Here is a 24,683-nt window from a genome sequence, read left to right as displayed (position 1 = left end):
TGCATCCGCACCATCACGGGCAATCGTATAGGGCTTGATCGCCAGCCCGTCCGGTCGCCACAGGTCGAGCGGCTCAACGCGGCGGGGCTTGTAGGGCTGAAAACTCATCATGAGTCAGAGATAGATCAGCTGCGCCGTGCGGCAACGGCACCACCACAGACAACGAGGCGGTGATTGCCACGATCGGCAACCGCATCAATGTTGTCTGCCGGATTGCCATCAACCACGAGCAGATCGGCAACCGCGCCCTCGGCAATACGACCGCGACCGGTCAGCGACAGCATATCGGCAGCATAGCCGGTAGCCGCAATCAGCGCGTCAATCGGGGTCATGCCGCTGGCGACCATATGGCTCAGTTCACGGGCATTATCGCCATGGGACAGGAGCGGCATACCGCAGTCACTGCCGAACGCCACCTTGCCACCGGCATCGTAGAAACGCTTGAGCGATCCAGCATGGCTGTCGGCCAATGCCTGTGCCTTGCCAACCGTTTCGACCGAGATACCGGCCTCTCCGACCAGATCATCGGCAGCATCGGCCAGCGCACGCATGGCACCCAGTGCCGGAACCAGATACATCTGGGCCGAGACCATGGCGGCAATCACATCATCATCAAGACCGACACCATACAGAACCGTACCGGCACGCGACTGTACCGCATAGCGGGCCGCTTCCGGGTTATGGGCCATGACCGCGCTCGGGCAATTCAGGCGGTGGGCTTCCTCAACCCCGGCTGCTACCTCGTCAGCGGTATAATAGGTCATCGACGGATCGGTACCGCCGGTGGTGACACCACCGCTCGCCGCCAGAACAATCGTGCTGGCACCGCCGGAAACCAGTTTGCGAACCGCCTGCACCACTGCTGGCGCGCCATCGGCAACAGCACCGGTATCATGGCCATGGCCACCGGTTGCCGTGATGGTCTGTCCCGCCGTCATCAGGGATGCGCCCATGAAACGGCCATCATCGAGTGCGGCAGAGACCGCACGGCCCACATCGGCACGACCACCGAGATCACGGACCACACCGACACCGCCGATCAGGCTCGCCTGCACATTCTCGAGCGCGACGAGCGTAGCTGCCGCATCGGAACGGGCCGCTGCCGGTATAAACGGATTTGCCTCGCCGCCATGGGTGACATGCACTGCCGTATCAATCAGGGATGGCAACAGGGTGCCACCGGAGGTATCGACGACATAGCCGGCAAAACCGGTGAACTCCGGGCGCGGCGCAATTTTCACAATCCGGTCGTTTTCGACCAGAACACCATAATTCTCGAGAAGGCGGCCATCGCCATCAAATAACAGGCCACCGCTGTAGAGCGTTTGCATGACGCCTCTGATTGTTGGGGTGAAGCAGAACTGGGATACAACCCTGTTCTGTTAGCCGAGAGTTGGCCCTGCAATCAAGTAATTGACCACAGGCAGACAAAGTTTCCCTTGCGTTCAGAGCCACAAAGTCGATCATCTAACTGTATCGCCCCCTGTGACCCGATGATGAATTGCCATGTCTGACAACGAATTCGATCCGTATCGCGAGGCTGCCTTCGGGGCCGAGAACATGCTCGGCGTGGTGCGGGCACCGGAAATTTTCCGTGAGGGCCAAACCTGGTTCAATGTCACTGAACCACTGAGTTTGCAGCATCTCGAGGGCCGACTGGTCATTCTCGATTTCTGGACCTTCTGCTGCATCAACTGCATTCATGTGGCCGAAACCCTGCGTAAGCTGGAAAAGGCGTTCCCGGAAGAAGTCGTCATCGTCGGCGTCCATTCGCCCAAATTCGACGCGGAAAAAGACCCACAGAAACTGCGACAGGCGATCCTGCGCTATGGCATCAAGCATCCGGTGGTTCATGACCCGGACCGTGAGCTGTGGGAGCAGTATGCGATCAAGGCATGGCCAACGCTGGTTTTCCTGTCACCGCAGGGCACGGTTATCGGCATGCATTCCGGTGAGCCGGACCTGAACGAGATGCTGCGTGCGATCAATGACGTGCTCGACAAGTTCAAGGTCGAGGGCCTGATCGAACCGGTGGAGCTCGATACCGAACGCGAGCGGGCACCACATAACCGGCTGAGCCACCCGTCCAAAATCAAGCCGCTGACCCTTGATGGCGAGCGCTACTGGGCGCTGGCCGATAGCGGTCACAGCCAGATTGTCCTGCTGAACGATCATGGCGAGGAGGTCGAGCGCTATGGCAACGGTCGGCGTGGATTTGTTGACGGCCCGGCAGAACGTGCCCGTTTCCGCCGCCCGCAGGGGCTGATCTGCGGTGACGGCACGATCTATGTCGCCGATACCGGCAACCATGCGATCCGGGTGATCGACCTGAACACCGACACGGTCCGCACCATCGCCGGTACCGGCGAGCGTGGCCTGCCCCTGCAGGCCGGTGAGACCATGGGCCGGGAAACCGACCTTGCCTCCCCTTGGGATCTGGCGCTGGCCGAGGATCAGCTTTATTTCGCCAATGCCGGCACACACCAGATCGGCGTCTTTGACCTCTCCGACGGCACCGTGCGCCGGGTCGCCGGTAGCGGCACCGAGGGACTGCGTGATGGCAAACCGGATGAGGCACAGCTGGCACAACCGAGCAGCCTTGCCCTGACCGAAGACGAGGAGATGCTGATCTTTGTCGATGCCGAGACCTCAGCCATTCGCACGATCGAACTCGCCCATAACGAACAGGTGGGCACGCTGGTCGGTGCCGGTCTGTTTGAATTCGGCCACGAGAACGGCAAGTTTGCGCAGGCCCGATTCCAGCATCCTCTGGCTGTCACCGATGGCGGCGAACGCTGTCTCTATGTCGCCGACAGCTATAATGACACGATCCGTATTGTGGATGTGATGGCGGGAGAGGTTGCCGATTTCGACGATCCCGATCACCCGCATGGTGCCTTCGACTGCACCGATGGCACTTGCAGCCCGCTCAATGAACCGGCGGGTATCTGGGCCGATGGCGAGGATCGGATACTGGTGGTCGATACCAATAATCACCGGGTTCTGGAATACCGCCTCAGCCAGCGCAATTATCGCATCTGGGCGAATTAAACCCTGCCGAAATACCTAACTGGCAAAAAATTGATCCGCGTCAATCTGCCGAATGATCTTTAGAGATATTCTAATTTAGATTTGATGTGCTAGTTATGGTCATCCATCGAGGGTGCCCCTCGCCACGATGACAGTTTTTGGGATCAATCCGGTTATGAATTACGAGCAGTTTTTCCGCGACGACATCGGCGCGCTTAAAGACGAAGGCCGATATCGCGTATTCGCCGATCTGCGCCGTCACGCCGGGCATTTCCCGAAAGCGACATACCGTGATGAAGCAGGTGCCGAGCGCGAAGTCACGATCTGGTGCTCGAATGACTATCTCGGTATGGGCCAGCACCCGACCGTCCTGAACGCCATGAAACAGGCCATTGATGAGGCTGGCGCCGGTGCCGGTGGTACCCGCAACATCAGCGGCACCACCCGCTATCACAACATGCTGGAAAGCGAGCTTGCCGACCTCCATGGCAAGGAAGATGCCCTGATCTTTACCTCCGGCTATATTTCCAACGAGGCAACCCTGTCGACCCTCGGTCGCAATCTGCCGAACTGCATCATCTTCTCCGACGCCAACAACCATGCCTCGATGATCCAGGGCATCCGCGGTTCCGGTGCCGAGAAACACATCTTCCGTCACAACGATCTGGCACATCTGGAGCAACTCCTGAAAGCTGCCGATCCAAACCGTCCGAAAATCATCGCTTTTGAGAGCGTCTATTCAATGGATGGCGACATTGCGCCAATCGCCGAGATTTGTGATCTGGCCGACAAGTACAATGCCATGACCTATCTGGACGAGGTTCATGCGGTTGGCATGTATGGTCCGCGCGGTGGCGGTATCGCCGAGCGTGAAGGCCTGATGGATCGCCTGACCGTCATTGAGGGTACGCTGGGCAAGGCATTCGGCGTCATGGGTGGCTATATCGCCGCCTCTGCCGCGCTCTGTGACTTCATTCGCAGCCATGCCTCCAGCTTTATCTTCACCACCGCCCTGCCCCCGGCTCTTGCTGCAGGTGCGCTGGCCTCGATCCGTCACCTGAAGACCTCGCAGCTTGAGCGTGCGCGGCATCAGAAACAGGCGGCGACGCTGAAGAAAATGCTGATCGACGCCGATCTGCCGGTGATGAGCTGCTCCGAAACCCATATCGTCCCGCTCATGGTTGGCGATCCGAAGCTGTGCAAGCGCGTGACCGATGAGTTGATGGACCGCTTCAACATCTATGTGCAGCCGATCAACTATCCGACCGTGCCACGCGGTACCGAGCGTATCCGCATTACGCCGACCCCGCTGCATACGGTTGAGATGATGGAATATCTGCGCGACAGCCTCGTGGCCCTCTGGGATCGCTGCCCGGTCTATCACGAGATGCACACCGCCCTCGCCGCACAGTAAAAATAGACACCAGTCAAAAAAAGAACCCGCCGCATGATATCCGTGCAGCGGGTTCTTTTGTGCGGAAGTCAACTTACCGACAGATCAATCGTCGTCGATGAAGCGCTTGTGATCGTTGATGAAGCGCAGCGCCACCAGCATGCCTTGCGGATCAATGCCGTGGGCGAGGCCCGGACGGCGGATCGCCTCGACCTCTACGCCAGCGGTTTTCAATGAATCCGCTGCCATCTGCATGGCTTGAAACGGCACCACCTCATCGGCATCGCCGTGGATCAGGACAACCGGCGGCTTGGAGACGATTTCATCAGGCAGGCGGTCGCCACCGACCAGAGCGCCGGAGAAACCGACAATGCCGCCGAGCGGACGTTCGCGGCGCATGCCCACATGCAGCGCCATCATGGTGCCCTGTGAGAAACCGACGAGAAAGACGTCTTCCTCGGTCAGGTTGAGATATTCCATGACCTCATCGAGGAAGCCCTGCAGCTTGGGCGCGGATGCCTCAACCCCGGCGAGCATGGCATCATGGCTGCGATCCTGCAGGCTGAACCACTGATAGCCCATGGGGGCCATATCGCATGGTTCCGGCGCATTCGGTGAAATGAACGCGGCATCGGGCAGCACCTTGGCAATCTGTGGCGCAAGGCTGATCAGGTCGTTACCGTCAGCACCGAGGCCGTGCAGGAGCACAACCAGCTGCTTGGCCCGGCCACCGGATGCCGGTAGCATCGCCGGACCGTTCAGGTGGGTCAACTCGATACCACTGCCAGCTTCCTCGCCCTCATAATCATCATCATAGAGATCATCATCGTCGTACTCGTCGTTTTCGATGGGGAGGTCCTGATCGGTCATAGCGCTCGCACTTTCGAATAAGTAAACATTTTTCTCGGTGTCATGGTGTATAGGTGACCCGTGCCTGCGATACAAGCAATCGGAATGCCGAAAACCATGAGCCAACAGAACCCGCCAGCCGAATTGCCGCCGCGTGACCGCTGTATCAACTATGTGGAGTTTGTTGTCGGCGATATTGCCCGCAGCAAACAATTTTACGGTGATGTTTTCGGCTGGGGCTTTACCGACTACGGCCCCGACTATTGCGAGTTTTCAGACGGCCAGATGAAGGGCGGATTCGCCACTGGTACCCCCGCGCCAATCGGTGGCGCACTGGTTGTACTGTATGGCGACGACCTGCCCGCGCTGCAGCAGGCAATTACTGATGCCGGTGGCAGGATCGCCAGAGAGATATTCGAGTTTCCCGGCGGTCGCCGCTTTCACTTCACCGACCCGGATGGTTACGAACTGGCCATCTGGTCCGCCTGATCCATCATGCCTGTTACCGCTGACCAGCCGAGACTGCGCTTTGCCCCCAGCCCGAGCGGGCGGCTGCATATGGGCCATGCCTATTCCGCCCTGTTCACCTGGGGCGAGGCGGCGCGGCTGGGCGGCGAGGTTCTGTTGCGGATCGAGGATATCGACCATACCCGCTGTCGCCCGGAGCATGTGGACGGGATCAGGCAAGACCTCGCATGGCTTGGCCTCACATGGCCGGAGCCGGTACGCATTCAGTCCGAGCACCTGAGCGAGTACGCCGCGATGCTGGAGCGGTTGAAGGCCATGGGTGTGGTCTATCCCTGCTTTTGCACGCGAGCGGAAATCCGCGCGGAGATCGAGCGCAGCGCCAATGCCCCGCACGGCCCCGAAGGCGCGCTTTATCCCGGCACCTGTCGGGGATTGGGCAAGGCGGAAATTGCCGAACACATCGCCGCCGGTCGACACCCCGCCTGGCGGCTCGATCTGGGCGCGGCACTGGCCCGGATCGGTGACCGAAAACGCCTGCTCTGGCATGACCTCGGCTGCGGTGATGTGACGGGAGAACCGGAACAGCTCGGCGATGCGGTACTGGCGCGCAAGGATATCGCCACCAGCTATCACCTCGCCGTGGTGCATGATGATGCCCTACAGAGCATTACCCATGTGACCCGTGGCAAGGATCTGTTCCACGCCACCCACCTGCATGTGCTGCTGCAGGCGCTGCTCGACCTGCCGCGACCGGTCTATCACCATCATGATCTGATAACCGATGAACAGGGTGTCAGGCTCGCCACCCGTGACAACGCCCGTACCCTTGAGGCCATGCGTGAGGCCGGGGTAACGGCGGACGAGATCAGGCAACGACTTCAAGCAGGCCGTGTCGCGCCAGAAACTCGATAATCACCAGATTGCAGTTGGGTTTAAACTCGTCGGTATCGCGGACAATCGCCGCCACCTCGGCAATTGGCAAGCGCTCGAACTGGCCGACCTCGCCATCGGTATTCTCGGGCACGAAATCCTCTGACAGAAACAGGTCGTAGGTGAAGATCGTGTCATGCTTCAGCCGCTCTACCGGCTCCACCTGCTGGTAGGTGATAATACCGCCTTGCTTTGCCTGTCTGGCCAAGGCTTCGGGCACAGCGGCTTCCTCGGCAGCTTCCTTGATCAGATTATCCATCAGCGACAGGTCCGCAGGCTGGCCACCGGCCACCATATTGTCGCGCTTGCCCGGCTCAACCTCACGGTCAAGGGCGCGTCTGGCGATCCACATCTCCAGCCCCGTCGCCGTTTCCACCACGCCATTGAGGTGAATGCCGAATGACCGGATACCGAAATGCGGGATGGCACGGCGGTCGAGCACGGCTATATCCGGCTGGTCCCACCCGGCGCAGACCCGGTAAGGCTCGTCCCGGAAGCCACCCATGCGGCCATCCGCCTGCATCGCCTCGGCTGCCAGTCGCAACCCCTCTGACCGGCGCGCCGCATCAGTGTCAAAGCCAGGCACCAGCGCATAGCCTGCATCATGGGGTTGAATGAACCCCTGCGCCTGCAGCAAGTCCGCGGTTTCACTGCCGAGCCAGCCAAGCGGCTCCCCCGCGATGATGAATGGCGAGAAACCGGCTGTGGCAGGCTCGAAGTTGTTGAGTGCTGCGATCTTGGCGGCAAAACCGTCAGGCATTGGCTGTGATAACGGCATCAGGCATTTTCCATCGGCTATTGTGATCTTCGGCGGGCCGAGAAGTACACGTCGGATACGCAAGGGATCTGGCGCATGGCCTCGGCCATCACCTCGGCAGTCATCGGGTTCAGACCATCAACCTGCATGTCGATGGTCAGTTCCGGAACCTGTTGTGCATTATGGCTCTGGACAGCGTGAAAGGCTGTCGGCACCAGCCCCCGCTTGGCCACCATTTCGAGCACACGCGGGATCAGTCCGGGGTCAACATGCCCGTGAACCCCGTAGCAGAAGGTGGGCAGATCGTCGCGTCCCGTCGACGGGGAGGTCGATGCGGAAACCGGGGCAGCAGTCTGTGATGTATTGGATAAGTGCGCCTCTACCGTGCGCGCAGAATTGAGCGAAACCATTGCAAAACCTGTTCAAAATCGAATTTTTGATGACGGTGCTTGGGCCCGGTATCTGCACACGGGCACTGGTGCCCGACCCTCGGATCAGAGGATCGGGTTCGTAATTCGAATAATGAAGCGGTTGGCGAAAAGCTGTTTGCTCATATATCAAGTGCTAAGACATTGCCCTTGTGGCGGTCAAGGTATATTGCCTGACCGCATGGCAGCTAACCACGCGACCCGCGTGGCAGAAACCGAGAGACGAGCCGAGAGACGAACCGATGAAAACCACCCTCTTTGTCATGATGATTATTGCCATGCTCGGTGCACTTGTGACGCTGGCCATCGGCCTGTTCGGCATGGCGCAGGGCGGTGAGTTCGGTCGCAAGCATGGTAATACCCTGATGCGCCTGCGTATCTTCTTTCAGGGGCTGGCACTTGCCCTCTTCGCCCTTACCTTTGCTGTCGAGTGATAGGTTCCGCCGCAAATCTTACGTATACGTAAGGCAAGCGATTGACAGGCAAAGCCGGTTCCACCTATCGTCCACTGTGAAATCGTCAATCCCATGCGAGCGAGGTTGCCCAACAAGGCAACTTGCCCTACCTGTTTGCATGTAAATTATTGATATAGAGCCGGAAACACGTCGCCCGCATCGCGCGAGGCACGATCCCGGCAAAACCAAGGAAACGCCGGATCGATCGGGAGGTCCGCCTCTTGACCCCGGCACAACAAGAGTGAGAGGTCGCCGATGAAGGTGCTCGTCCCCGTCAAGCGGGTCGTTGACTACAATGTCAAAATTCGCGTGAAAGCCGATGGCAGCGGTGTTGAAACCGCCAATGTCAAAATGTCGATGAATCCCTTTGACGAAATCGCCGTCGAAGAGGCCGTCCGCCTGAAAGAAGCCGGCAAAGTCGAGGAAGTCGTCGCGGTCAGCCTCGGCGTCCAGCAATCTCAGGAAACCATTCGCACCGCCCTTGCCATGGGTGCCGATCGCGGCATTCTGGTCCAGACCGATGATGTGCTCGAGCCACTCGCCGTCGCCAAGGGGCTGAAGGCACTGGTCGACAAGGAACAGCCAAACCTCGTGATCCTCGGCAAACAGGCGATTGATGACGACAGCAACCAGACCGGTCAGATGCTGGCAGCCCTGCTCGGCTGGGGTCAGGCCACCTTTGCCTCCAAGGTTGAGCTCGGCGATGGCACTGCCAAGGTCACCCGCGAAATCGATGGTGGTTTGCAGACCGTTGAGGTCAAATTACCAGCGATCATCACTACCGATCTGCGCCTGAACGAACCACGCTATGCATCACTGCCGAATATCATGAAGGCGAAGAAAAAGCCGCTTGAGACCATGACACCGGCCGATCTCGGCATCGACACGGCACCGCGTCTGAAAACCCTCAAGGTTGAAGAACCCGCCAAACGTCAGGGCGGTGGCAAGGTCGCCAGCGTTGAGGAACTGGTTGAGAAACTGAAAAACGAAGCAAAGGTGATCGGATAATGAGCATACTCGTCATTGCAGAGCATCAGGACGGCGAACTCAAGTCAGCCACCCTCAATGCCGTTACCGCCGCCAGCGAAATCGGTGGTGACATTCATGTTCTGGTCGCCGGGTCCGGCAAGCAGGCCATCGCCGATGCCGCCGCCAAAATAAGCGGCGTCAGCAAGGTACTCCACGCCGATGCGCCGGAACTGGACAAGATGCTGGCCGAGAACGTGGCACCGATCGTGGCGGATATCGCCAGTGGCTACAGCCATATCCTCATGACCTCGACCACCACCGGCAAAAACCTGATGCCACGGGTCGCCGCCCTGCTCGACAGCCAGCAGATCAGCGACATTTCCGCGGTCGAGAGCGCCGATACCTTCAAGCGCCCGATCTATGCCGGCAATGCCATTGCCACCGTGCAATCCAGCGATGCGATCAAGGTTATTACCGTCCGCGCCACCGGCTTCGATCCGGCGGCAGCCGAGGGCGGCAGTGCCAGCATCGAGGCGGTCAGCGCCAAGGGCGACAGCGGCCTGTCTTCCTTCGTCAGTCAGGAGCTGTCCGAGAGCGACCGCCCCGAGCTGACCTCCGCCGATGTGGTTATCTCCGGTGGTCGCGGGCTTGGTTCGGCTGAAAACTTCGGCCTGCTTGAGCCGATTGCCGACAAGCTCAATGCCGCCATCGGTGCCTCACGGGCTGCGGTTGATGCGGGCTATGTGCCCAACGACTATCAGGTTGGCCAGACCGGCAAGGTCGTGGCGCCGAACCTGTATATCGCCGTCGGTATTTCCGGTGCCATTCAGCACTTAGCAGGCATGAAGGACAGCAAGGTCATCGTCGCCATCAACAAGGATGAGGAAGCGCCGATTTTCCAGATTGCCGATTACGGTCTGGTCGCCGACCTGTTTGAAGCCCTGCCGCAGCTTGATGCAGAGCTTGCCAAAGCACTCTGACCCAACTTGCCGGGATCAGGCATGGATCGGTTATTTGTCTGGCCAGTGGCATCTGGCCAGACAAATCCATGACCACCTGACCGGCCAGCAGGGCACCCTCACCGGCACGGCCAGCTTCACAGAGAATGCCCCGGCAAACATGCATTGGCACGAGCACGGCACGCTCAGCATCGGCACCTATGAAGGCGAGGCATGGCGCGATTACCGGGTGATTCAGGCCGATGACGGTATGACCCGCATCACATTCGACGATGGGTGCCCGTTCTTTGACCTGCCGAATAGTCTCGGGCGGGCGGATATTGACCATTCATGCCCACCGGACCGTTATATCGGCACCATCACTGTTCTCTCGGACAACCAGTGGCAGCTTGACTGGACCATCAGGGGACCGCGCAAGAACCTGACCATAGGCACGGTTTATACCCGCGAACCGTAAGGGCGTTTGCTCGGTGCTGAGCGGCATTGCTCGACAAGAATGCAAAAACCCTGTTTATTGCGTCGCAGCATTATTGTGAAAGATATACCAATGAGTACCACTACGCTGGAAACGCTCGCCATCATCGGCGCAGGTCAGATCGGCACCGGCATCGCCCAGACAGCACTGACCACCGGTTTCAAGGTCATCCTGATCGACCAGTCAGAAGAACAGCTGAAGATAGCAGCGGAAAATCTGAAGGATACCTTCGCCCGAAAGCTGGAGAGGGGTCAGATCGACCAGGCCAGCCATGACGGCTATCTCGCCAATCTGCAGAGCGGCATTGACCTGTCTCAGGTCAGAACGGCCAATGTAGTGATCGAGGCGGTCTCCGAGATCGAGGATGCGAAACGCAGCATCTATAAGGCCATCGCCGCCGATCTGCGTCCCGATGCCATGCTGGCGACCGCTACCTCATCAATCTCCATCACCCGGCTGGGTGCCAGCAGCGACCGGCCACACCGCTTTATCGGCATGCACTTCATGAACCCGGTACCGGCCATGCAGGTGGTCGAGATCATCCGCGGGATCGCCACCGATGATGCCACCTTCGAACTGGCGAAGGCACTGGCTGACAAGCTGGGCAAGAAACCGATCATTGCCGAGGATTTCCCGGCCTTCATCGTCAACCGTGTGCTGCTGCCCATGCTCAATGAAGCGGTCTATACGCTTTATGAGGGCGTCGGCTCTGTTACTGCCATTGATGAAGCCATGAAGCTCGGTGCCAATCACCCGATGGGGCCGCTGGAGCTGGCTGATTTCATCGGTCTCGATACCTGCCTGTCACTGATGCATGTGCTCTATGAAGGCCTCGCCGACAGCAAGTATCGCCCCTGCCCGCTGCTCGTCAAATATGTCGAGGCGGGCTGGCTCGGTCGCAAGACCGGCAAGGGCTTCTATGATTACAGTCAGGACCCGCCACAACCGACCCGATGACTGGCAATCGGTTTACCCGGTCAGTTGGCCGGAGCGGGCATGTCTTCCATCTGCTGGATCAGTTGCATCACCTTGGGATCGGTCCAGTCAACCGGACCGTGAGCCGTGCGGGCAATGACATTATCCTTCATCAGGATATAGGCATGGGGCAGCGCAGCGGTCTGGTTGAAGATACCGAAGGAGTCGTCTTCGGTAATGGTGTAGGCGCGCAGATTGGTAATGCCGTACTTCTCATAGCTCTTCAGAATTAACTCGGACAGGTCACCGATCCGTCTGGAAATTGCCACGGGGAAAATATCAACCCGGCCTTTCAAGTCTTCGGCAACCGTGTCCAGCGTCTGCAGGCTGTGCATACACGCCTCGCATTCAAGCGGATAACCGATAATGATTTTGGGACGGCCATAATAATTCGACAGGCGGGTTCCATTACCGGTTTGGGTAAACATCTGGAAGTCGCGCAACTGCTCGGCCGCCTGTGGCACACGCCACTGGTTGGAGATATATGGCGGTGGTGGCGGTGGCGGTGCAGGCTTGAAATACAAATACGCCCCGACACCGATGCCGATCAGAATCAGCAAGAACAGCCAGTTCTGTTTAAGTTCTGTAAGTAAACTGCGATCTTCTTTTGGCTGAAAATCTGATAATTGGTCGCGCCCGCGCAATGCCCCTGCCCTCATAAAATTCAAAAATCAATATAACAGTATATCGCCGGTTGAAGAACCAGCATGCACTGTTTGTTATAGTTGATGCCCAAATAGCAAGGCTAGAGCGAGCCTTCAAGTGCCTGCTTAATCAGATATGTACCGCGCTCACCATCCCACAGGGCTGGACCGACCACCCGGCCGAGCTCCTTGCCTTCCCGATCGAGCAGGATGGTGGTCGGCAGGCTGAAATATTCGAACTGGCTCAGCGCAGCTCCTGAAGCATCAAGAAAAACAGGTAATTGCAGGTTGTGACGCTCGTGAAAGCTCTGGATCGCGGGCCAGCCCTGATGGTCCACCGACAGGGCAATGACCTGAAACTCTTCTCCGGCAAACTTCTGATTCAAACGGGTCAGGCTCGGCAACTCAACAATACAGGGCGGACACCATGTGGCCCAGATATTCACCAGTACAACCTGGCCCTTGAAGGCTGAAAGATCGCCCCGAGTCCCGTCCGAGGCCTCAATCGGTGCCATGGGTGGTGGCAGCCCTCGGAACTCGACGGAGAAACGGTCGAGACCATCATCGATGAAATACTCAAAATTATCGGTTGCTGTCGGCGCCAGAAAAAAGATCGCCAGAACAACGGCAATAACCGCACCGGCAGCAATACCGAGATGCGCCCATCTGAATTCGTAATCAAAGGGAATGGAGAGCCGCATTGCCTGCGTAACGCCTTAAAACAGATTTAAAAATCAGCTGTCCTGCCGCCGTGCCGCCCGCACATAGGCACCGATCAGCCTGATCACGTCATCGGAGTTCCAGTTGGCATCCCCCTCGAACCGCCCGACCTCACGGCCATTGTGATCAATCAGGATGGATGTGGGCAACCCGCCGACCTCCAGTTCGGAAACAGAATTGCCCGCCTCATCCATGAAAATCAACAGATGCCGCAATTCATGCTGATTATAGAATTTCTGCACCACAACCGAGCCGCGATCCACCGACAGCGGCACCACATCGAATTCGGTCCCGGCAGCACGTTCCTGCAGGGCGTTCAGTGATGGCATCTCGGCGACACAGGGCGCGCACCATGTGGCCCAGATATTCAACAGAACCACCCGCCCGCTGAAATCCGCGAGGCTGACCGGGTTTCCGGCTTCATCAGTTACCGCGATGTAGGGCAGTTCCCTCGGCTCATCATGCAGCTGAAATTTGGCCATTTCCCCCTTGAGAAGGGCTTTTGCCTCCTCAAGTGCTTGCCCCGACGCCAGAACCTGATTAGGCATGGCAGAAAAGAAGGCCACTGCCAGCATTGTGACAAGAGATGCAAGGCGGTAATTCATCATGTTATCTGCCCGTTTTTCCCAGCCCGAACGATATAATCCATGAGCGATCAGTCACCAGTATCACAGAAACCGGACGAAACCGCGACCGGTAACGCCATGTGGGGTGGGCGGTTTTCCGTCACACCCGCCGAGATCATGGAAGCGATCAATGCCTCCATCGGCTTCGACAAGAAGCTGGCAACACAGGATATTACAGGATCGCGCGCCCATGTGCGCATGCTGGCCGATCAAAAGATCGTGTCCACCGATGATCGTGATGCCATCTTGAACGGTCTGGACCAGATCGCCGCCGAAATCGCCGAGGGCAGCTTCGAGTTCCGCACCGATCTCGAAGACATCCATATGAATATCGAGGCACGGCTCGCCGACATCATCGGCGATGCCGCCGGTCGCCTGCACACCGCCCGCTCGCGCAACGATCAGGTGGCAACCGATTTCCGCCTCTGGACCCGTGATGCACTGGCCCGGATCGACAGCGGGCTCAAGGCCCTGATCGAGGCATTGCTTGAGCGTGCCGAGGCAGAGGCAGGGTCGATCATGCCCGGCTTTACCCATCTGCAGACCGCCCAGCCTGTCACCTTCGGCCACCACCTGATGGCCTATGTTGAGATGTTCAGCCGCGACCGCGACCGTGCGCAATCGGCCATGCGTCGGATGAACGAATGCCCGCTCGGTGCCGCTGCCCTTGCCGGTACCGCCTTCCCGATCGATCGTCATGCAACCGCGGCCAACCTCGGTTTCGACCGACCGATGCGCAATTCCCTCGATGCTGTATCGGCGCGCGACTTTGCCGCCGATTACCTCTCTACCGTCGCCATCTGCATGAGCCACCTGTCGCGGCTGGCCGAGGAAATCGTCCTGTGGTGTACGCCGCAATTCGGCTTCATCAAGCTGACCGATGCCTTCACCACCGGCTCATCAATCATGCCGCAGAAGCGCAATCCAGATGCCGCCGAACTGATCCGCGGCAAGACCGGACGCACCTTTGGCACGCTGATCGGCCTGCTGACCGTCATGAAGGGACTGCCGCTGGCCTATTCCAAGGACATGCAGGAAGACAAGGAGCCGGTCTTCGATGCCGATGCCACCATCAGCCTCGCGATTGCCGCCATGACCGGCATGGTCGGCGATATGCAGGTTCAGCGCGAGGCACTCTACAACGCTGCCGGGCACGGCTACTCAACCGCCACCGACCTTGCCGATTGGCTGGTGCGCGAGCTGGGCGTGCCGTTCCGTCAGGCACACCACATCACCGGTCGTCTGGTCTCGCTTGCCGAACAGCGCGGCGTCGATCTCGCCGAGCTGTCGCTTGAGGACATGCAAGGCGTGGAGCCGAATATCAACGATGCCGTCTTTACCGTTCTCACGGTTGATGCCAGTGTTGCCAGCCGCATGAGTTTCGGCGGCACCGCTCCCGATAACGTACGGCAAGCGGTCAGGGATGCCCGCGCCCGTCTTGCCGAAGAGGATTGAGCCCAGAATGACTGCACCATCCGCACCCGATATGCCGAACCGGGGCAAGATTGCCCGGCGCGCGCTCTTGTTCACTGCCCTCTCCGGCGTGGCACTTACGCTCGCGGCCTGTGGCAAACGTCCAGGCAGCCTCAAAATCCCACCGCAGGATAATGGCGTTGTGTCGCGCAACAGTTACCCGCCGCAGGAAGACGATCTATAATTCTTCCAGCCAGATATTTACCCGGTCAAAATACGCATAATATTGCCAGAAAAGCAGAACCACCCGATGTCACACGCTGAACAGACCGATAATTTTGCGCCGCTCTCCCCCGGCTTTGATGCCCATGGCCTGATCGGTTACCGGGATGGCGTCCTGACCATCGACGGGATCAGCGCCGCCGCTATCGCCGAGGCATACGGCACCCCTGCTTATGTTTTCTCACAACGCGCCGCCGAGCGGGCCTATGACAAGCTGACCACAGCCCTCGATGCCGCCATGTCTGATGGTCCGGCGCATCGGGTCTGCTATGCGGTCAAGGCCAATACCAACCGCGCCCTGCTCACCGCATTAGCGACACAGGGGGCCGGGGCCGATGTTGTATCAATCGGCGAGGCCAAGCTCAGCATCGCCGCCGGTTTCAAACCTGCCGATATTGTCTTCTCCGGCGTTGGCAAGCACCCGGACGAAATCACCGAGGCCCTGCGCCTCGGCATTGGCCAGTTGAATGCGGAATCCGTCTCCGAACTGGATGTGATCGGCAGTTGCGCCGAGGCGGTTGGCGTCACGGCCAAGGTGGCCCTGCGGGTCAATCCCGATGTGGATGCCCAGACCCATGCCAAGATTTCCACCGGCAAGATGGGTGACAAGTTCGGCATTCCGATGGACCAGATTGTCGATGCCTATCGCTATCTCTGCGGCCATGACCATCTGACCGCCGCCGGGCTGGCCGTTCATATCGGCTCACAGATCACCGCCCCTGAACCGTTTGAGCAGGCGTTCGCCAAGATCGCCGAGCTGGTCGGCAAGCTGCGTGACCGCGATCTGCCGATCGATCATCTGGACCTCGGCGGTGGCCTCGGCATCCGTTATCGCAACGAAACACCGATTGACCCTGCCGCCTGGGCCAATGCCATTGCCGCGATTGCCAAGCCGCTCAACTGCTCGGTTACGGTTGAGCCGGGCCGGTACATCGTCGGGCCTTCCGGGGTTCTGCTGGCGACCGTCCTCTATGTGAAACATGCTGGCGACCGCCGCATTATTATCCTTGATGCCTCGATGACCGAGCTGATCCGCCCGAGCCTGTATGATGCCTGGCACGAGATCATTCCGGTGATCGAACCCGGTGACAGCGCCGAATATGAAGCCGTCGATATTGTCGGCCCGGTTTGCGAGAGCGGCGATACCTTTGCCCAGCAGCGGGAAATGCCGCATCTGCGTCCCGGCGATCAGGTCGCGTTCCTGACCGCAGGTGCCTATTCCAATGTCATGGCCTCGAACTACAACGCCCGGGTCAAGCCGCCGGAGATCATCATCCATGACGGCAAGCACCATGAGGTACGCCCGCGTGAAGACTTCGCCGCCCTGCTGGCGGGCCAGACCCTGCCGGACTGGCTGAAATAGCCGAACCGACTGAAATAATCGTGATGCGTGGCGGGATTTCTGACCGTTACGACCGGGATATTCGATGCTAGTATGAAGCCGGAAAATCGGCTTGATGCCCTTATCTCGCCGCAGATCGGGATTATGTTACGTATCAGATGGATACAAAACCAACCCAGCCCAGCGATAACCCGACGCAGCGCCTGAGCAATGGCGCGCGTTTCGATGCGCAGGAACGGCTGCAGAAAGTGCTCGCCAGCATTCCATGGTGGCGCAGACTGCAAGCCTACACGACCCTGTGGGCGGAAGCGCTCTGGCCGATTGCCAGCCCGGTTCTGACCGCCCTGCTATTCTGGATCGGCCTTGCCGCCATCGGTGCATTCGCCAATCATCCCGGCCTCGGCCTGTTTAGTATCCTTGCCCTGCTCGGCCTTGGCGGCTTCATGGCATGGCGTGTCCGGCAGGCGACCGCATGGCCCGATACCCGCGCGATGCTGCGCCGGATCGAGGGCGACAACCATCTGGCGCACCGTCCGCTGACCAGCCTCACCGATAACCTCGCCAATGGTGATGATCCGGTCACCAAGGCCCTGTGGCACCGGCATCTGACACGGCTCAGAAACACCCTGCCCAAGCGCCTGCGGGTCGAGGCACCGAATACCCATGCCGCCAGACGTGACCCCTATGCCCTGCGCTATATCGCGGTGATGATGGCGGTTCTCGGCATTGCGGTTGCCGGGAGCGATACCCTGCAACGTCTCGGCAATGCCCTGCGGCTGACGGCCATGGATTTCTCCATGAGTTCCAGCAAACTCGCCTTTGATGCCTGGATCGCACCGCCGGCCTATACCGGCCTGCCGCCGATTTTCCTGACCCGAAGCGATCTTGCCAATAACGCCATGGACGCGGTCGCCGATGCCGACAAGCTGATCGCCGTCCCAGATGGCAGCATCGTTTATGCCCGCATCAGCGGTGAGAAGCTGGACCCGGCCAAGCCACCGACCCTACACATCAATGATCAGGACATTGCCTTCGAGCCCGCCGATCCCGGCCAGTTCCACCTCAAGCATGAACTGGCCCTCCCGGATGAAGCACCGGATGCAGAGGCTGAGAACACCGACAGCAACCGGCTGGCACTGGATTTCACAGCTAGAGGGCGCGACCTCGGTGACTGGGAATTGCTGTTGCTTGAGGACACGCCACCTTCGATCGTACTGAGCGATACGCCATCGGTCTCCGAAACCCAGCTGATCCAGATCCCCTATGCAGCCATTGATGATTATGGCCTGCAGGATATTGTTGCCACCCTAACGCTGAAACCAGCCGTTGAAGGCCGCGATGAACCACCGGTCATGGAGCATGTCATGGGTCAGGCACCGGAAGGCCGCAGCCTCGGCAGACGGGTAACAACCACGGCGCGCGAGGATCTGATCGCCCATCCATGGGCCGGGCTTGATGTCAGCATTCAGATCGCCGCCAGTGATGCCCTCGGCCAGACAGCGGAAAGCGGGCTTGAGAGCCTGACCCTGCCTATGCGGGATTTCCAGAACCCGGTCGCCCTCTCAATTATCGAACAGCGCCAGTTGTTGACCCTGAAGCCGATCAGTGGCCCGGCCATCGCCTCGGAAATCCTGCGCGGGATTGCGGCAGCGCCGGAGGCTTTCAACAATGATTCCGTCATCATCATCGGTCTGTCAGCCGTCGCCACCCGGCTCGAACTCAATAACGAGCCTAACAATATCGCCGAGGTACAGCAGCTGTTATGGGAACTGGCGCTGCGACTTGAGGATGGCCAGCTCGGCATTGCCCAGCGCGCGCTCGAACGCGCCGGTGACAAGCTCGCCGATGCACTTGAGGAAGGCAGCAACATCGAGGCGGAGGAGCTGCAGGACCTGATCGATGCGTATGAAGAGGCCTTGCAGGAATATATGGCGGCCCTGCAGGAAGAGCTGATGGAGCGCCTCGCCCGTGGCGAGCAGATACCGGAACTGCCGCCAGGCATGGAGAACCAGATCGTCGACATGCAGCAGATGGGCGATATGCTGCAGCAACTGCGCGACCTTGCCGAAACCGGTGCCCGCGATGCGGCCCGTGAGATGTTGTCCCAGCTGGAAGAGATGCTGAACAACATGGAGAACGGCGAATTTGCCGAACAGACCCCGGAGCAGAAGGAATTGCAGGAACTGGCCAAGCGCCTGCAGGCACTGACCCAGGAACAGCAGGGCCTGATGGACGATACCTTCAAGGGTCGTCCGGCCAGCCCGCTGGAAGAGTTGCGCAACCGCCTGCCGGAAGGCCTGCTGCCGCCGTCCCTGTTTGAAAACCTGCCGCCCATGATGTCCGAGCCACGCGACAGTGATGACCCGGATGCCGCTCAGTCAGAGCGCGCCCAGCGTAACCAGAGCCGTGCCCTGCAACAGGAAGCCATGCGCCTAGACCTCGGCGATATCATGCTTGATCTGTCGGATGTAACCGAGGAACTGCCCGAAAATCTCGGGCTTGCCGAACGCGCCATGAGTGGAGCGGCCAAGGCATTGCGAGAAAACCGGACCGCCCGCGCCCTGCAGGATATGGGCGAGGCGATTGAGGAACTGCAATCCCTGCAGGACCAGTTGCAGGATCAGGCCAATCAGGGCATGGCCGGCGGTCCCGGTGGCAAGCCCGGTGTCCGCTTCGGCCTTGCGCCATCACAACAGCGCCGAGCTATGGGCACCAATCAGGGCTATGACCCGCTCGGTCGCAATACCAGTGAATATGGTCAGGGCACCGGCAGCGATGTCGAGGTACCGAGTGAGAGCGAGGTGCAGCGCGCCCGCGGTATTCTGGAGGAATTGCGTCGCCGCTCCGGCGAGTTCGACCGGCCTGAGGAAGAGCTCGACTATATTGATCGCCTGCTCGACCGCTTCTGATATCTCTGGGGCTTAATTTCCAGCAGCGGCGGCACTGTCAACCAGTGACACCTCAACCCGCACGGCACGCGGATCGGGATCGATCAGCACTTCCGTAAACGGCACCTCGGCCCCGGCAGCAACCACGCCGAGATCAAGGGTAAAGGTCCAGTTGGAAATTACCTGATCGTCAGCATCGAGCAATTCCGCCCGCAGGGTCGGCAGGCGCTTGTTCTGATCGCTGGTATTGGCAACCTTGCCCTCGACCACCAGAACGGTAGAGCCATTCTCAAGGCTGCGGGTTGAGGTCACCTCGGGCAGTTCCAGCCCCTCAAGCGGTCCGGCGAAATTATAGCCGAGCGCTTCATATACAACCTGTGATTGTGGCAGGGCCTCAATTATGCTCTCACGATAGAAGTGACCGACAAAACCGGTTCCGGCAATCAGGGCAGCAACACAGAGCCAGCCCACGGCCTTTTTCACGCCGCTCGACTGGGCAGCGGCCATATCCGGCATATCCGGGCGGGCCTTGATCGTGCCCGGCAGGTCATCGGCAGCAGCGGCACGGCGACGGCGGCGCTCCCACGGATCTTCCTGTTCTTCCTCGGGTTCGGCGGGGGTATCGGCTTCGGTCTCTTCCTCGACTTCCACCTCGGTCTCGATTTCGACCTCTACTTCGGTCTCTTCCTCGACCAGAACCTCGTCATCGCTCTCGGCGACGGCGACTTCCTGTTCGGCCCCGGTCACATCTTCCTGCGGTGCCTTCGGTGTCGGCGCAGCGGCCTCGGGCTTGGCGAGGAACCACTGGTTGCCACAGCGCGCACAACGCACCTGACGCCCCTCACCAGAGATACTGGATGGCGGGAGTTCGTAGCGCGTATTACAGGCGGGGCAGGCAACAATCATAATTTAGGCTCAGTCACATATTCTATTTGTTTAGGGACTAACGCATGGTCTTTCACCGTGCTAAATGTCATAGCATGAATAGGCCGCATCGTCCGCAGCCACTAATAGCACGCCGATTGATACCGACACCGGTTACCCACAGACCATGACCCCTGATTTGCCCCCCCAACACATGATGGAAGAGGAGATCGAACCACTGGTCAGGTTCGAGGGTGTTGGCCTGCGATATGGCCGAAACCCTGAGGTTTTGAGCGATCTGAATTTCAGTCTGCCAGCCGGTTCCTTCCATTATATTACCGGTGCAACCGGAGCGGGAAAATCTTCCCTGCTGCGGCTGATCTATATGGGTGTACGGCCAAGTCGGGGGTCGATCCGGCTGTTCGGTCAGGATGTGACCCGGTTTTCACGCAAAAACCTGCCTCTGATTCGCCGTCGTATCGGGATTGTGTTTCAGGACTTCCGACTGGTTGACCACCTGAGCGTCTTCGACAATGCCGCCCTGCCCCTGCGGCTTGAGGGTCGCCCCCGCGCCGAACTGCGCGAGCATGTGCTTGAGTTGCTGTCATGGGTCGGTCTCGGCGATGTGGTTGACCAGTTCCCGCCCGCCCTGTCCGGCGGTGAGCAACAGCGCCTCGCCATCGCCCGTGCCGTCATCAACCGCCCGGCCCTGCTGATCGCGGACGAGCCAACGGGTAATGTGGATGACCGGATCGCCGAGCGGCTGATGCGCCTGTTCGAGGAACTCAACCGCCTCGGCACCACCATCATTCTGGCCACCCATAATGACAGCCTGCGCGCCTCGTTCCCGCACCCGTCACTAATCCTGAAACATGGCCAGCTGAAGTATAGTGGCGAGGGTTATGTCGAGGACCGCTCGCACATGACCATGGCCTGGGATCAGGTCGAAAAGACCGTGTTGAGCGCCATGGAGCTGGGCCGAAAAGCCGTCAATCCGGAAGCCATCAAACCGCGCGACGCCCGCCATGAGCTGCACCAGATTCATCATGGCGAGATGGAAAACCAATTCGACTGGAACGAGCCGTAATGCCCAAGCGCACCAAACTCTACCTGAAGCGCGCCCGTGCCCAACTGCGCCTGTTGCGTGCCGACCGTGGCCTGATCCCGCTTGGCGCGACACCGGGTTCGCGCTTCATGCCGTGGATTATTGGCCTGATGGGTTATCTAGGCTGTCTCGCGCTGGCCGCGGTCATCGCCCTCGCCGGGCTGTCTGATCGCTGGGAATCCAGCCTCGCCGCCAATCTGACCGTTGAGCTTGACCCCATCGCCGGGATTGCCGCCGATGAGGATGGCAGGCTCGACCGGGCACTTGATGCCCTCGACGCCATCGCCGGTGTCACCGAGGCGGTTGCTCTGCCGATTGAGGAACAGTTGCGGGCACTGGAACCATGGTTGGAAGACCCGAGCCTGCTGGAAAGCCTGCAACTGCCGATCCTGATCGAGGTCAGTCTTGATCCGGAAACCCCGTCGATCAAACCGGCAGCCCTTGAAGCGGTATTGTCCGGCGATATCGAGGGGCTGCGGGTGGTTGATCAGGCACCACTGGTCGATGACCTGCTGCGCCCGGCGCAAATCGCCGAGGCTTTTGCCTATGCGATCCTGAGTGCGGTATTTCTCGCCAGTCTACTGCTCTGTGCCTTCAGCGCCCGTGCAGCCCTGTCGAGCCATATGCGACTGGTCAGCCTGCTGCACCTGATCGGGGCAGCGGACCGGGATATTTCACGGGAAATCGAGTGGCATATCTTCAAGCGCGGCGGTATCGGCGCTGCTGCCGGGCTGATTGCAGCGATTGTCTGCCTGTTGCTGACCATCGCCGTCATGGGCGAGGGCTGGCCGAGCTTCCTGCCCCGGCTCAGCCTTGACTGGTCGGTCGTGCTTGGTGTTCTGCTGTTCCCGGCCTTTCTGGTACTGCTGGCGGTGATTACCGCCCGCCTGACCGTTATCCGCGAACTATCACGCAACGCCTGATATGACGTTCAAGCTTACCCCGAAACTGCGACTGACAATCGTCACCAGCGCCCTGTTGATTGCTGTAATCGCATGGATCGGCGGGCTGATCCATTTTGCCGAAACCATGCCCGAGGACATTCCGGATAACGCCGAAATCGAGCAGACAGACGCCATTGTGGTCCTGACTGGTGGTTCCAACCGGTTGCAGAACGGCATTGACCTGCTGCGCGATGGCAAGGCACGAAAACTCTTTGTCACCGGCGTTTATCAGGGTGTCGAGGTCAAGGAACTGCTTGGCCTCGCCCGCAATGCGCCGGATGCTCTCGAATGCTGTATCGAGCTTGACTACAACGCCGCCGATACGGTGGCCAATGCCATGGAAACCGCCCGCTGGCTCGAACAGCAGGGATACAGCTCCGTGCGGCTCGTCACCTCGAACTATCATATCAAGCGCAGCATGCTGGAATTCCGCATGGCGGCACCCGAGGCAACCATCATCCCGCACCCGATTGAACCGGAAGATCTGGTCCATGACGGCTGGTGGCACAACGGGCAAAGCCTGAAACTCTATGCCCGCGAATACACGAAATATCTGGTGACCAGCCTGCGTTACGCCCTATACCGGCTGTCACGCTGACACCTGCCCCGTTATGAGCTGTCCTGTTATGAGCTTTCTGGAAATCTGATGAACCGGTTGCTGACCTATATCCACGGCGTGATCTATATCGCCATGACCGGCATTCTGTGCATTGCCTATCTGCCAGCACTGATGCTGCCATCTGATCGGCTGTTGCGGTTTCTGGCCAAGTATTATTTCGGATTGCATGACCGGCTGGAGCCACTGTTCGGCCTGAATGGCAGCATTGAGGGTTGGGAAAACCTGCCGGATCAGCCATGCCTGATCGCCCTGCAGCATCAGAGCGGCTGGGAAACCATGCGTCTGCCGGTATGGTTCCGCCGTCCCGCCATCATCATGAAGGCTGAGCTGTTCCGCATCCCGCTCTGGGGCTGGTATGCGTCAGGTACCGATATGATCCCCATCGACCGCAGCAAGGGCAGTGAAGCTGTACCCGCCATGCTCGCCCATGCCGCCGACCGGATTGCCGCTGGCCGTGACATCGTGATCTTCCCGCAAGGCACCCGCACCCCGCCCGGCGTCAAACGCGACTACAAATACGGTATTGCCAAGCTTTATGAGCACCTGAATGTGCCGGTGGTACCCATCGCCCTGAATTCCGGGGTCTATACGACCAAGATGGGGCTATTCAAAAAGCGGGGCACGATTACCGTACGCATGATGCCGCCGATCGAACCCGGCCTGTCTGGCAGTGCCCTGATGACCCAGTTGCAATCCATGATCGAGGATGAGAGCGACCGGATGCTTGAGCAGGATGGCATCAAGCCAATGCCGCAAGCACCAACGACCGGCAAACGCCGCCAAAAATCAGCCTGAGCGTATGCCCTGCACCGAATGCCAGAGGGTTTCAAGCTGCGGGTCACGGATTTTCATCTGCCGCAGATGGCAAACGGTCTGATCGAGATATTCCACATTGGCCCCGCGCGGACCGACCGAACGGGCAATAATATCCGCAACCTCATCCAGATCATGACCCGGATAATACTGGTGATGATCCCGACGCACCCGGAACGTCACTGCCCGTTGCGGTCCGTCACGCAGGTTGAGCGAAATCAGTGTCGGCTTGTAAACCTCGCTGATCATCTCGCGGTACCAGAGGTATTCGGCGCATTCGGCCACATGCTCGGCCGGAATACGGAACGCCATGCCCCAGCAGGCACCGCCCCGATCCAGACCCAGCACCAGTCCCGGCCGTTCCGGCGTGCCACGATAGCGGTGCGAGAGCACACAGAACCGGCGATGATAGCCACGCAACAACACCATTTCCGCATGGTCATGCCGGATACCGGGGTTCCACATCAGGGAGCCGTAACCGAAAACCCAGATCGGTCGATAAGGTGGCGTATCCTCGTTTTCTGGTGCCAAGCCGTGGCTGCGCAGCCATTCCAGCGCTTCACCCGGCCTGAAATGCCGGTCAAAGGGATCATCAACTCTGCGTTCTAGAACCATAATCTCTGGTGATGTGGATCGGATATGCTGTTACTGATAAAAGACCTGGGAAATGGCGGTTGCCGTCCCATTTAAGCTATATCCCGTCAATGGGTTAAGCTGGCCCGGACAATCAGGATA

The 24,683-nt window shown here is 59.4% G+C and carries 26 protein-coding genes; 17 read left to right on the top strand and 9 right to left on the bottom strand.

The genetic code is table 11. The features are described from left to right. Positions 1–125: 125 nt before the first annotated feature. Complete coding sequence (locus tag CBB62_05460; GenBank protein OUT41763.1) at positions 126–1,331, bottom strand: hypothetical protein; 1,206 nt, start codon at positions 1,329–1,331, stop codon at positions 126–128. 229 nt (positions 1,332–1,560) lie between these two features. On the opposite strand from CBB62_05460, the gene CBB62_05455 reads away from it, so the two are divergent. After that, complete coding sequence (locus tag CBB62_05455; protein ID OUT42663.1) at positions 1,561–3,051, top strand: hypothetical protein; 1,491 nt, start codon at positions 1,561–1,563, stop codon at positions 3,049–3,051. A 154-nt stretch (positions 3,052–3,205) separates the two neighbouring features. Then, positions 3,206–4,444, top strand: a complete 1,239-nt coding sequence (locus tag CBB62_05450; protein ID OUT41762.1) for a 5-aminolevulinic acid synthase — start codon at positions 3,206–3,208, stop codon at positions 4,442–4,444. An 84-nt stretch (positions 4,445–4,528) separates the two neighbouring features. On the opposite strand, the gene CBB62_05445 is transcribed toward CBB62_05450, so the two are convergent. Beyond that, positions 4,529–5,293, bottom strand: coding sequence for a hypothetical protein (locus CBB62_05445; GenBank protein OUT41761.1), 765 nt, complete (start codon positions 5,291–5,293; stop codon positions 4,529–4,531). A gap of 96 nt (positions 5,294–5,389) precedes the next feature. On the opposite strand from CBB62_05445, the gene CBB62_05440 reads away from it, so the two are divergent. Both CBB62_05440 and CBB62_05435 read left to right on the top strand, forming a co-directional pair. Next, positions 5,390–5,761: a glyoxalase/bleomycin resistance/extradiol dioxygenase family protein gene (locus tag CBB62_05440; protein ID OUT42662.1), complete on the top strand. Its 372-nt coding sequence runs from the start codon at positions 5,390–5,392 to the stop codon at positions 5,759–5,761. Between the two features lie 6 nt (positions 5,762–5,767). Continuing rightward, on the top strand, positions 5,768–6,652 hold the full coding sequence (locus CBB62_05435; GenBank protein ID OUT41760.1) for a tRNA glutamyl-Q(34) synthetase GluQRS: 885 nt from the start codon (positions 5,768–5,770) through the stop codon (positions 6,650–6,652). On the opposite strand, the gene CBB62_05430 is transcribed toward CBB62_05435, so the two are convergent. Continuing rightward, positions 6,606–7,448: a hypothetical protein gene (locus tag CBB62_05430; GenBank protein ID OUT41759.1), complete on the bottom strand. Its 843-nt coding sequence runs from the start codon at positions 7,446–7,448 to the stop codon at positions 6,606–6,608. The two genes, CBB62_05435 and CBB62_05430, sit on opposite strands and share 47 nt — an antisense overlap. 17 nt (positions 7,449–7,465) lie before the next feature. Beyond that, positions 7,466–7,837, bottom strand: a complete 372-nt coding sequence (locus tag CBB62_05425) for a hypothetical protein (GenBank protein ID OUT41758.1) — start codon at positions 7,835–7,837, stop codon at positions 7,466–7,468. A gap of 260 nt (positions 7,838–8,097) precedes the next feature. On the opposite strand from CBB62_05425, the gene CBB62_05420 reads away from it, so the two are divergent. From CBB62_05420 to CBB62_05400, 5 genes are all read left to right on the top strand, one after another. Then, positions 8,098–8,289, top strand: a complete 192-nt coding sequence (locus tag CBB62_05420; GenBank protein OUT41757.1) for a hypothetical protein — start codon at positions 8,098–8,100, stop codon at positions 8,287–8,289. 276 nt (positions 8,290–8,565) lie between these two features. Next, the gene (locus CBB62_05415; GenBank protein ID OUT41756.1) at positions 8,566–9,318 is read left to right on the top strand and encodes an electron transfer flavoprotein subunit beta; all 753 of its coding nucleotides are present in this window, start codon (positions 8,566–8,568) and stop codon (positions 9,316–9,318) included. Further along, positions 9,318–10,259, top strand: a complete 942-nt coding sequence (locus CBB62_05410) for an electron transfer flavoprotein subunit alpha (protein OUT41755.1) — start codon at positions 9,318–9,320, stop codon at positions 10,257–10,259. The genes CBB62_05415 and CBB62_05410 overlap by 1 nt, the downstream gene beginning before the upstream one ends. 34 nt (positions 10,260–10,293) lie before the next feature. Beyond that, the gene (locus CBB62_05405; GenBank protein ID OUT41754.1) at positions 10,294–10,695 is read left to right on the top strand and encodes a hypothetical protein; all 402 of its coding nucleotides are present in this window, start codon (positions 10,294–10,296) and stop codon (positions 10,693–10,695) included. Positions 10,696–10,785: 90 nt separating this feature from the next. Continuing rightward, complete coding sequence (locus CBB62_05400; GenBank protein ID OUT42661.1) at positions 10,786–11,670, top strand: 3-hydroxybutyryl-CoA dehydrogenase; 885 nt, start codon at positions 10,786–10,788, stop codon at positions 11,668–11,670. 20 nt (positions 11,671–11,690) lie between these two features. Here the strand turns inward: CBB62_05400 and CBB62_05395 are convergent, their stop codons facing one another. The 3 genes from CBB62_05395 to CBB62_05385 form a co-directional block, all read right to left on the bottom strand. Then, positions 11,691–12,248: a hypothetical protein gene (locus tag CBB62_05395; GenBank protein OUT41753.1), complete on the bottom strand. Its 558-nt coding sequence runs from the start codon at positions 12,246–12,248 to the stop codon at positions 11,691–11,693. Positions 12,249–12,433: 185 nt separating this feature from the next. After that, the gene (locus CBB62_05390) at positions 12,434–13,033 is read right to left on the bottom strand and encodes a hypothetical protein (protein ID OUT41752.1); all 600 of its coding nucleotides are present in this window, start codon (positions 13,031–13,033) and stop codon (positions 12,434–12,436) included. A gap of 33 nt (positions 13,034–13,066) precedes the next feature. Next, positions 13,067–13,660: a hypothetical protein gene (locus CBB62_05385; protein OUT41751.1), complete on the bottom strand. Its 594-nt coding sequence runs from the start codon at positions 13,658–13,660 to the stop codon at positions 13,067–13,069. A 39-nt stretch (positions 13,661–13,699) separates the two neighbouring features. Between CBB62_05385 and CBB62_05380 the strand changes: the two genes are divergently transcribed. From CBB62_05380 to CBB62_05365, 4 genes are all read left to right on the top strand, one after another. Then, positions 13,700–15,133 (top strand): argininosuccinate lyase, encoded by a 1,434-nt coding sequence (locus CBB62_05380; GenBank protein OUT41750.1) that lies wholly within the window; start codon positions 13,700–13,702, stop codon positions 15,131–15,133. Positions 15,134–15,140: 7 nt separating this feature from the next. After that, positions 15,141–15,335, top strand: coding sequence for a hypothetical protein (locus tag CBB62_05375; protein ID OUT41749.1), 195 nt, complete (start codon positions 15,141–15,143; stop codon positions 15,333–15,335). Positions 15,336–15,401: 66 nt separating this feature from the next. Further along, entirely contained in the window at positions 15,402–16,736 is a 1,335-nt protein-coding gene (locus CBB62_05370) for a diaminopimelate decarboxylase (protein OUT41748.1), read from the top strand. 137 nt (positions 16,737–16,873) lie between these two features. Continuing rightward, entirely contained in the window at positions 16,874–19,624 is a 2,751-nt protein-coding gene (locus CBB62_05365) for a TIGR02302 family protein (protein ID OUT41747.1), read from the top strand. Positions 19,625–19,636: 12 nt separating this feature from the next. Here CBB62_05365 and CBB62_05360 read toward each other — a convergent pair whose 3' ends face one another. Then, entirely contained in the window at positions 19,637–20,509 is an 873-nt protein-coding gene (locus CBB62_05360; protein OUT42660.1) for a hypothetical protein, read from the bottom strand. A 172-nt stretch (positions 20,510–20,681) separates the two neighbouring features. Between CBB62_05360 and CBB62_05355 the strand changes: the two genes are divergently transcribed. Genes CBB62_05355 through CBB62_05340 form a run of 4 tightly spaced genes read left to right on the top strand, consistent with a single transcriptional unit; the run spans position 20,682 to position 23,930 of the window. After that, positions 20,682–21,554: a cell division ATP-binding protein FtsE gene (locus CBB62_05355; protein ID OUT41746.1), complete on the top strand. Its 873-nt coding sequence runs from the start codon at positions 20,682–20,684 to the stop codon at positions 21,552–21,554. After that, the gene (locus CBB62_05350) at positions 21,554–22,495 is read left to right on the top strand and encodes a hypothetical protein (protein ID OUT41745.1); all 942 of its coding nucleotides are present in this window, start codon (positions 21,554–21,556) and stop codon (positions 22,493–22,495) included. Before CBB62_05355 ends, CBB62_05350 begins: the two co-directional genes overlap by 1 nt. Position 22,496: 1 nt before the next feature. After that, entirely contained in the window at positions 22,497–23,114 is a 618-nt protein-coding gene (locus CBB62_05345) for a hypothetical protein (protein ID OUT41744.1), read from the top strand. A gap of 48 nt (positions 23,115–23,162) precedes the next feature. Next, positions 23,163–23,930 carry a hypothetical protein gene (locus CBB62_05340; GenBank protein ID OUT41743.1) on the top strand — a complete coding sequence of 256 codons (768 nt, stop codon included), beginning with the start codon at positions 23,163–23,165 and terminating at the stop codon, positions 23,928–23,930. On the opposite strand, the gene CBB62_05335 is transcribed toward CBB62_05340, so the two are convergent. Continuing rightward, positions 23,922–24,563, bottom strand: a complete 642-nt coding sequence (locus CBB62_05335) for a hypothetical protein (protein OUT41742.1) — start codon at positions 24,561–24,563, stop codon at positions 23,922–23,924. The two genes, CBB62_05340 and CBB62_05335, sit on opposite strands and share 9 nt — an antisense overlap. Between the last annotated feature and the right edge of the window lie 120 nt (positions 24,564–24,683).

This window comes from Micavibrio sp. TMED2 (genome assembly GCA_002168225.1).
Taxonomy (GTDB): Bacteria; Pseudomonadota; Alphaproteobacteria; order TMED2; family TMED2; genus TMED2.
This window is presented reverse-complemented; position numbering and strand designations above follow the sequence as displayed.

Coding starts and splice junctions, on each gene's coding strand:
- CBB62_05375 (OUT41749.1), top strand. CDS start 15,141: ATGACTGCACCATCCGCACCCGATATGCCGAACCGGGGCAAGATTGCC.
- CBB62_05335 (OUT41742.1), bottom strand. CDS start 24,563: ATGGTTCTAGAACGCAGAGTTGATGATCCCTTTGACCGGCATTTCAGG.
- CBB62_05385 (OUT41751.1), bottom strand. CDS start 13,660: ATGATGAATTACCGCCTTGCATCTCTTGTCACAATGCTGGCAGTGGCC.
- CBB62_05460 (OUT41763.1), bottom strand. CDS start 1,331: ATGCAAACGCTCTACAGCGGTGGCCTGTTATTTGATGGCGATGGCCGC.
- CBB62_05455 (OUT42663.1), top strand. CDS start 1,561: ATGCTCGGCGTGGTGCGGGCACCGGAAATTTTCCGTGAGGGCCAAACC.
- CBB62_05350 (OUT41745.1), top strand. CDS start 21,554: ATGCCCAAGCGCACCAAACTCTACCTGAAGCGCGCCCGTGCCCAACTG.
- CBB62_05410 (OUT41755.1), top strand. CDS start 9,318: ATGAGCATACTCGTCATTGCAGAGCATCAGGACGGCGAACTCAAGTCA.
- CBB62_05440 (OUT42662.1), top strand. CDS start 5,390: ATGAGCCAACAGAACCCGCCAGCCGAATTGCCGCCGCGTGACCGCTGT.
- CBB62_05420 (OUT41757.1), top strand. CDS start 8,098: ATGAAAACCACCCTCTTTGTCATGATGATTATTGCCATGCTCGGTGCA.
- CBB62_05370 (OUT41748.1), top strand. CDS start 15,402: ATGTCACACGCTGAACAGACCGATAATTTTGCGCCGCTCTCCCCCGGC.
- CBB62_05380 (OUT41750.1), top strand. CDS start 13,700: ATGAGCGATCAGTCACCAGTATCACAGAAACCGGACGAAACCGCGACC.
- CBB62_05435 (OUT41760.1), top strand. CDS start 5,768: ATGCCTGTTACCGCTGACCAGCCGAGACTGCGCTTTGCCCCCAGCCCG.
- CBB62_05450 (OUT41762.1), top strand. CDS start 3,206: ATGAATTACGAGCAGTTTTTCCGCGACGACATCGGCGCGCTTAAAGAC.
- CBB62_05415 (OUT41756.1), top strand. CDS start 8,566: ATGAAGGTGCTCGTCCCCGTCAAGCGGGTCGTTGACTACAATGTCAAA.
- CBB62_05340 (OUT41743.1), top strand. CDS start 23,163: ATGAACCGGTTGCTGACCTATATCCACGGCGTGATCTATATCGCCATG.
- CBB62_05390 (OUT41752.1), bottom strand. CDS start 13,033: ATGCGGCTCTCCATTCCCTTTGATTACGAATTCAGATGGGCGCATCTC.
- CBB62_05365 (OUT41747.1), top strand. CDS start 16,874: ATGGATACAAAACCAACCCAGCCCAGCGATAACCCGACGCAGCGCCTG.
- CBB62_05425 (OUT41758.1), bottom strand. CDS start 7,837: ATGGTTTCGCTCAATTCTGCGCGCACGGTAGAGGCGCACTTATCCAAT.
- CBB62_05355 (OUT41746.1), top strand. CDS start 20,682: ATGATGGAAGAGGAGATCGAACCACTGGTCAGGTTCGAGGGTGTTGGC.
- CBB62_05430 (OUT41759.1), bottom strand. CDS start 7,448: ATGCCGTTATCACAGCCAATGCCTGACGGTTTTGCCGCCAAGATCGCA.
- CBB62_05360 (OUT42660.1), bottom strand. CDS start 20,509: ATGATTGTTGCCTGCCCCGCCTGTAATACGCGCTACGAACTCCCGCCA.
- CBB62_05400 (OUT42661.1), top strand. CDS start 10,786: ATGAGTACCACTACGCTGGAAACGCTCGCCATCATCGGCGCAGGTCAG.
- CBB62_05445 (OUT41761.1), bottom strand. CDS start 5,293: ATGACCGATCAGGACCTCCCCATCGAAAACGACGAGTACGACGATGAT.
- CBB62_05345 (OUT41744.1), top strand. CDS start 22,497: ATGACGTTCAAGCTTACCCCGAAACTGCGACTGACAATCGTCACCAGC.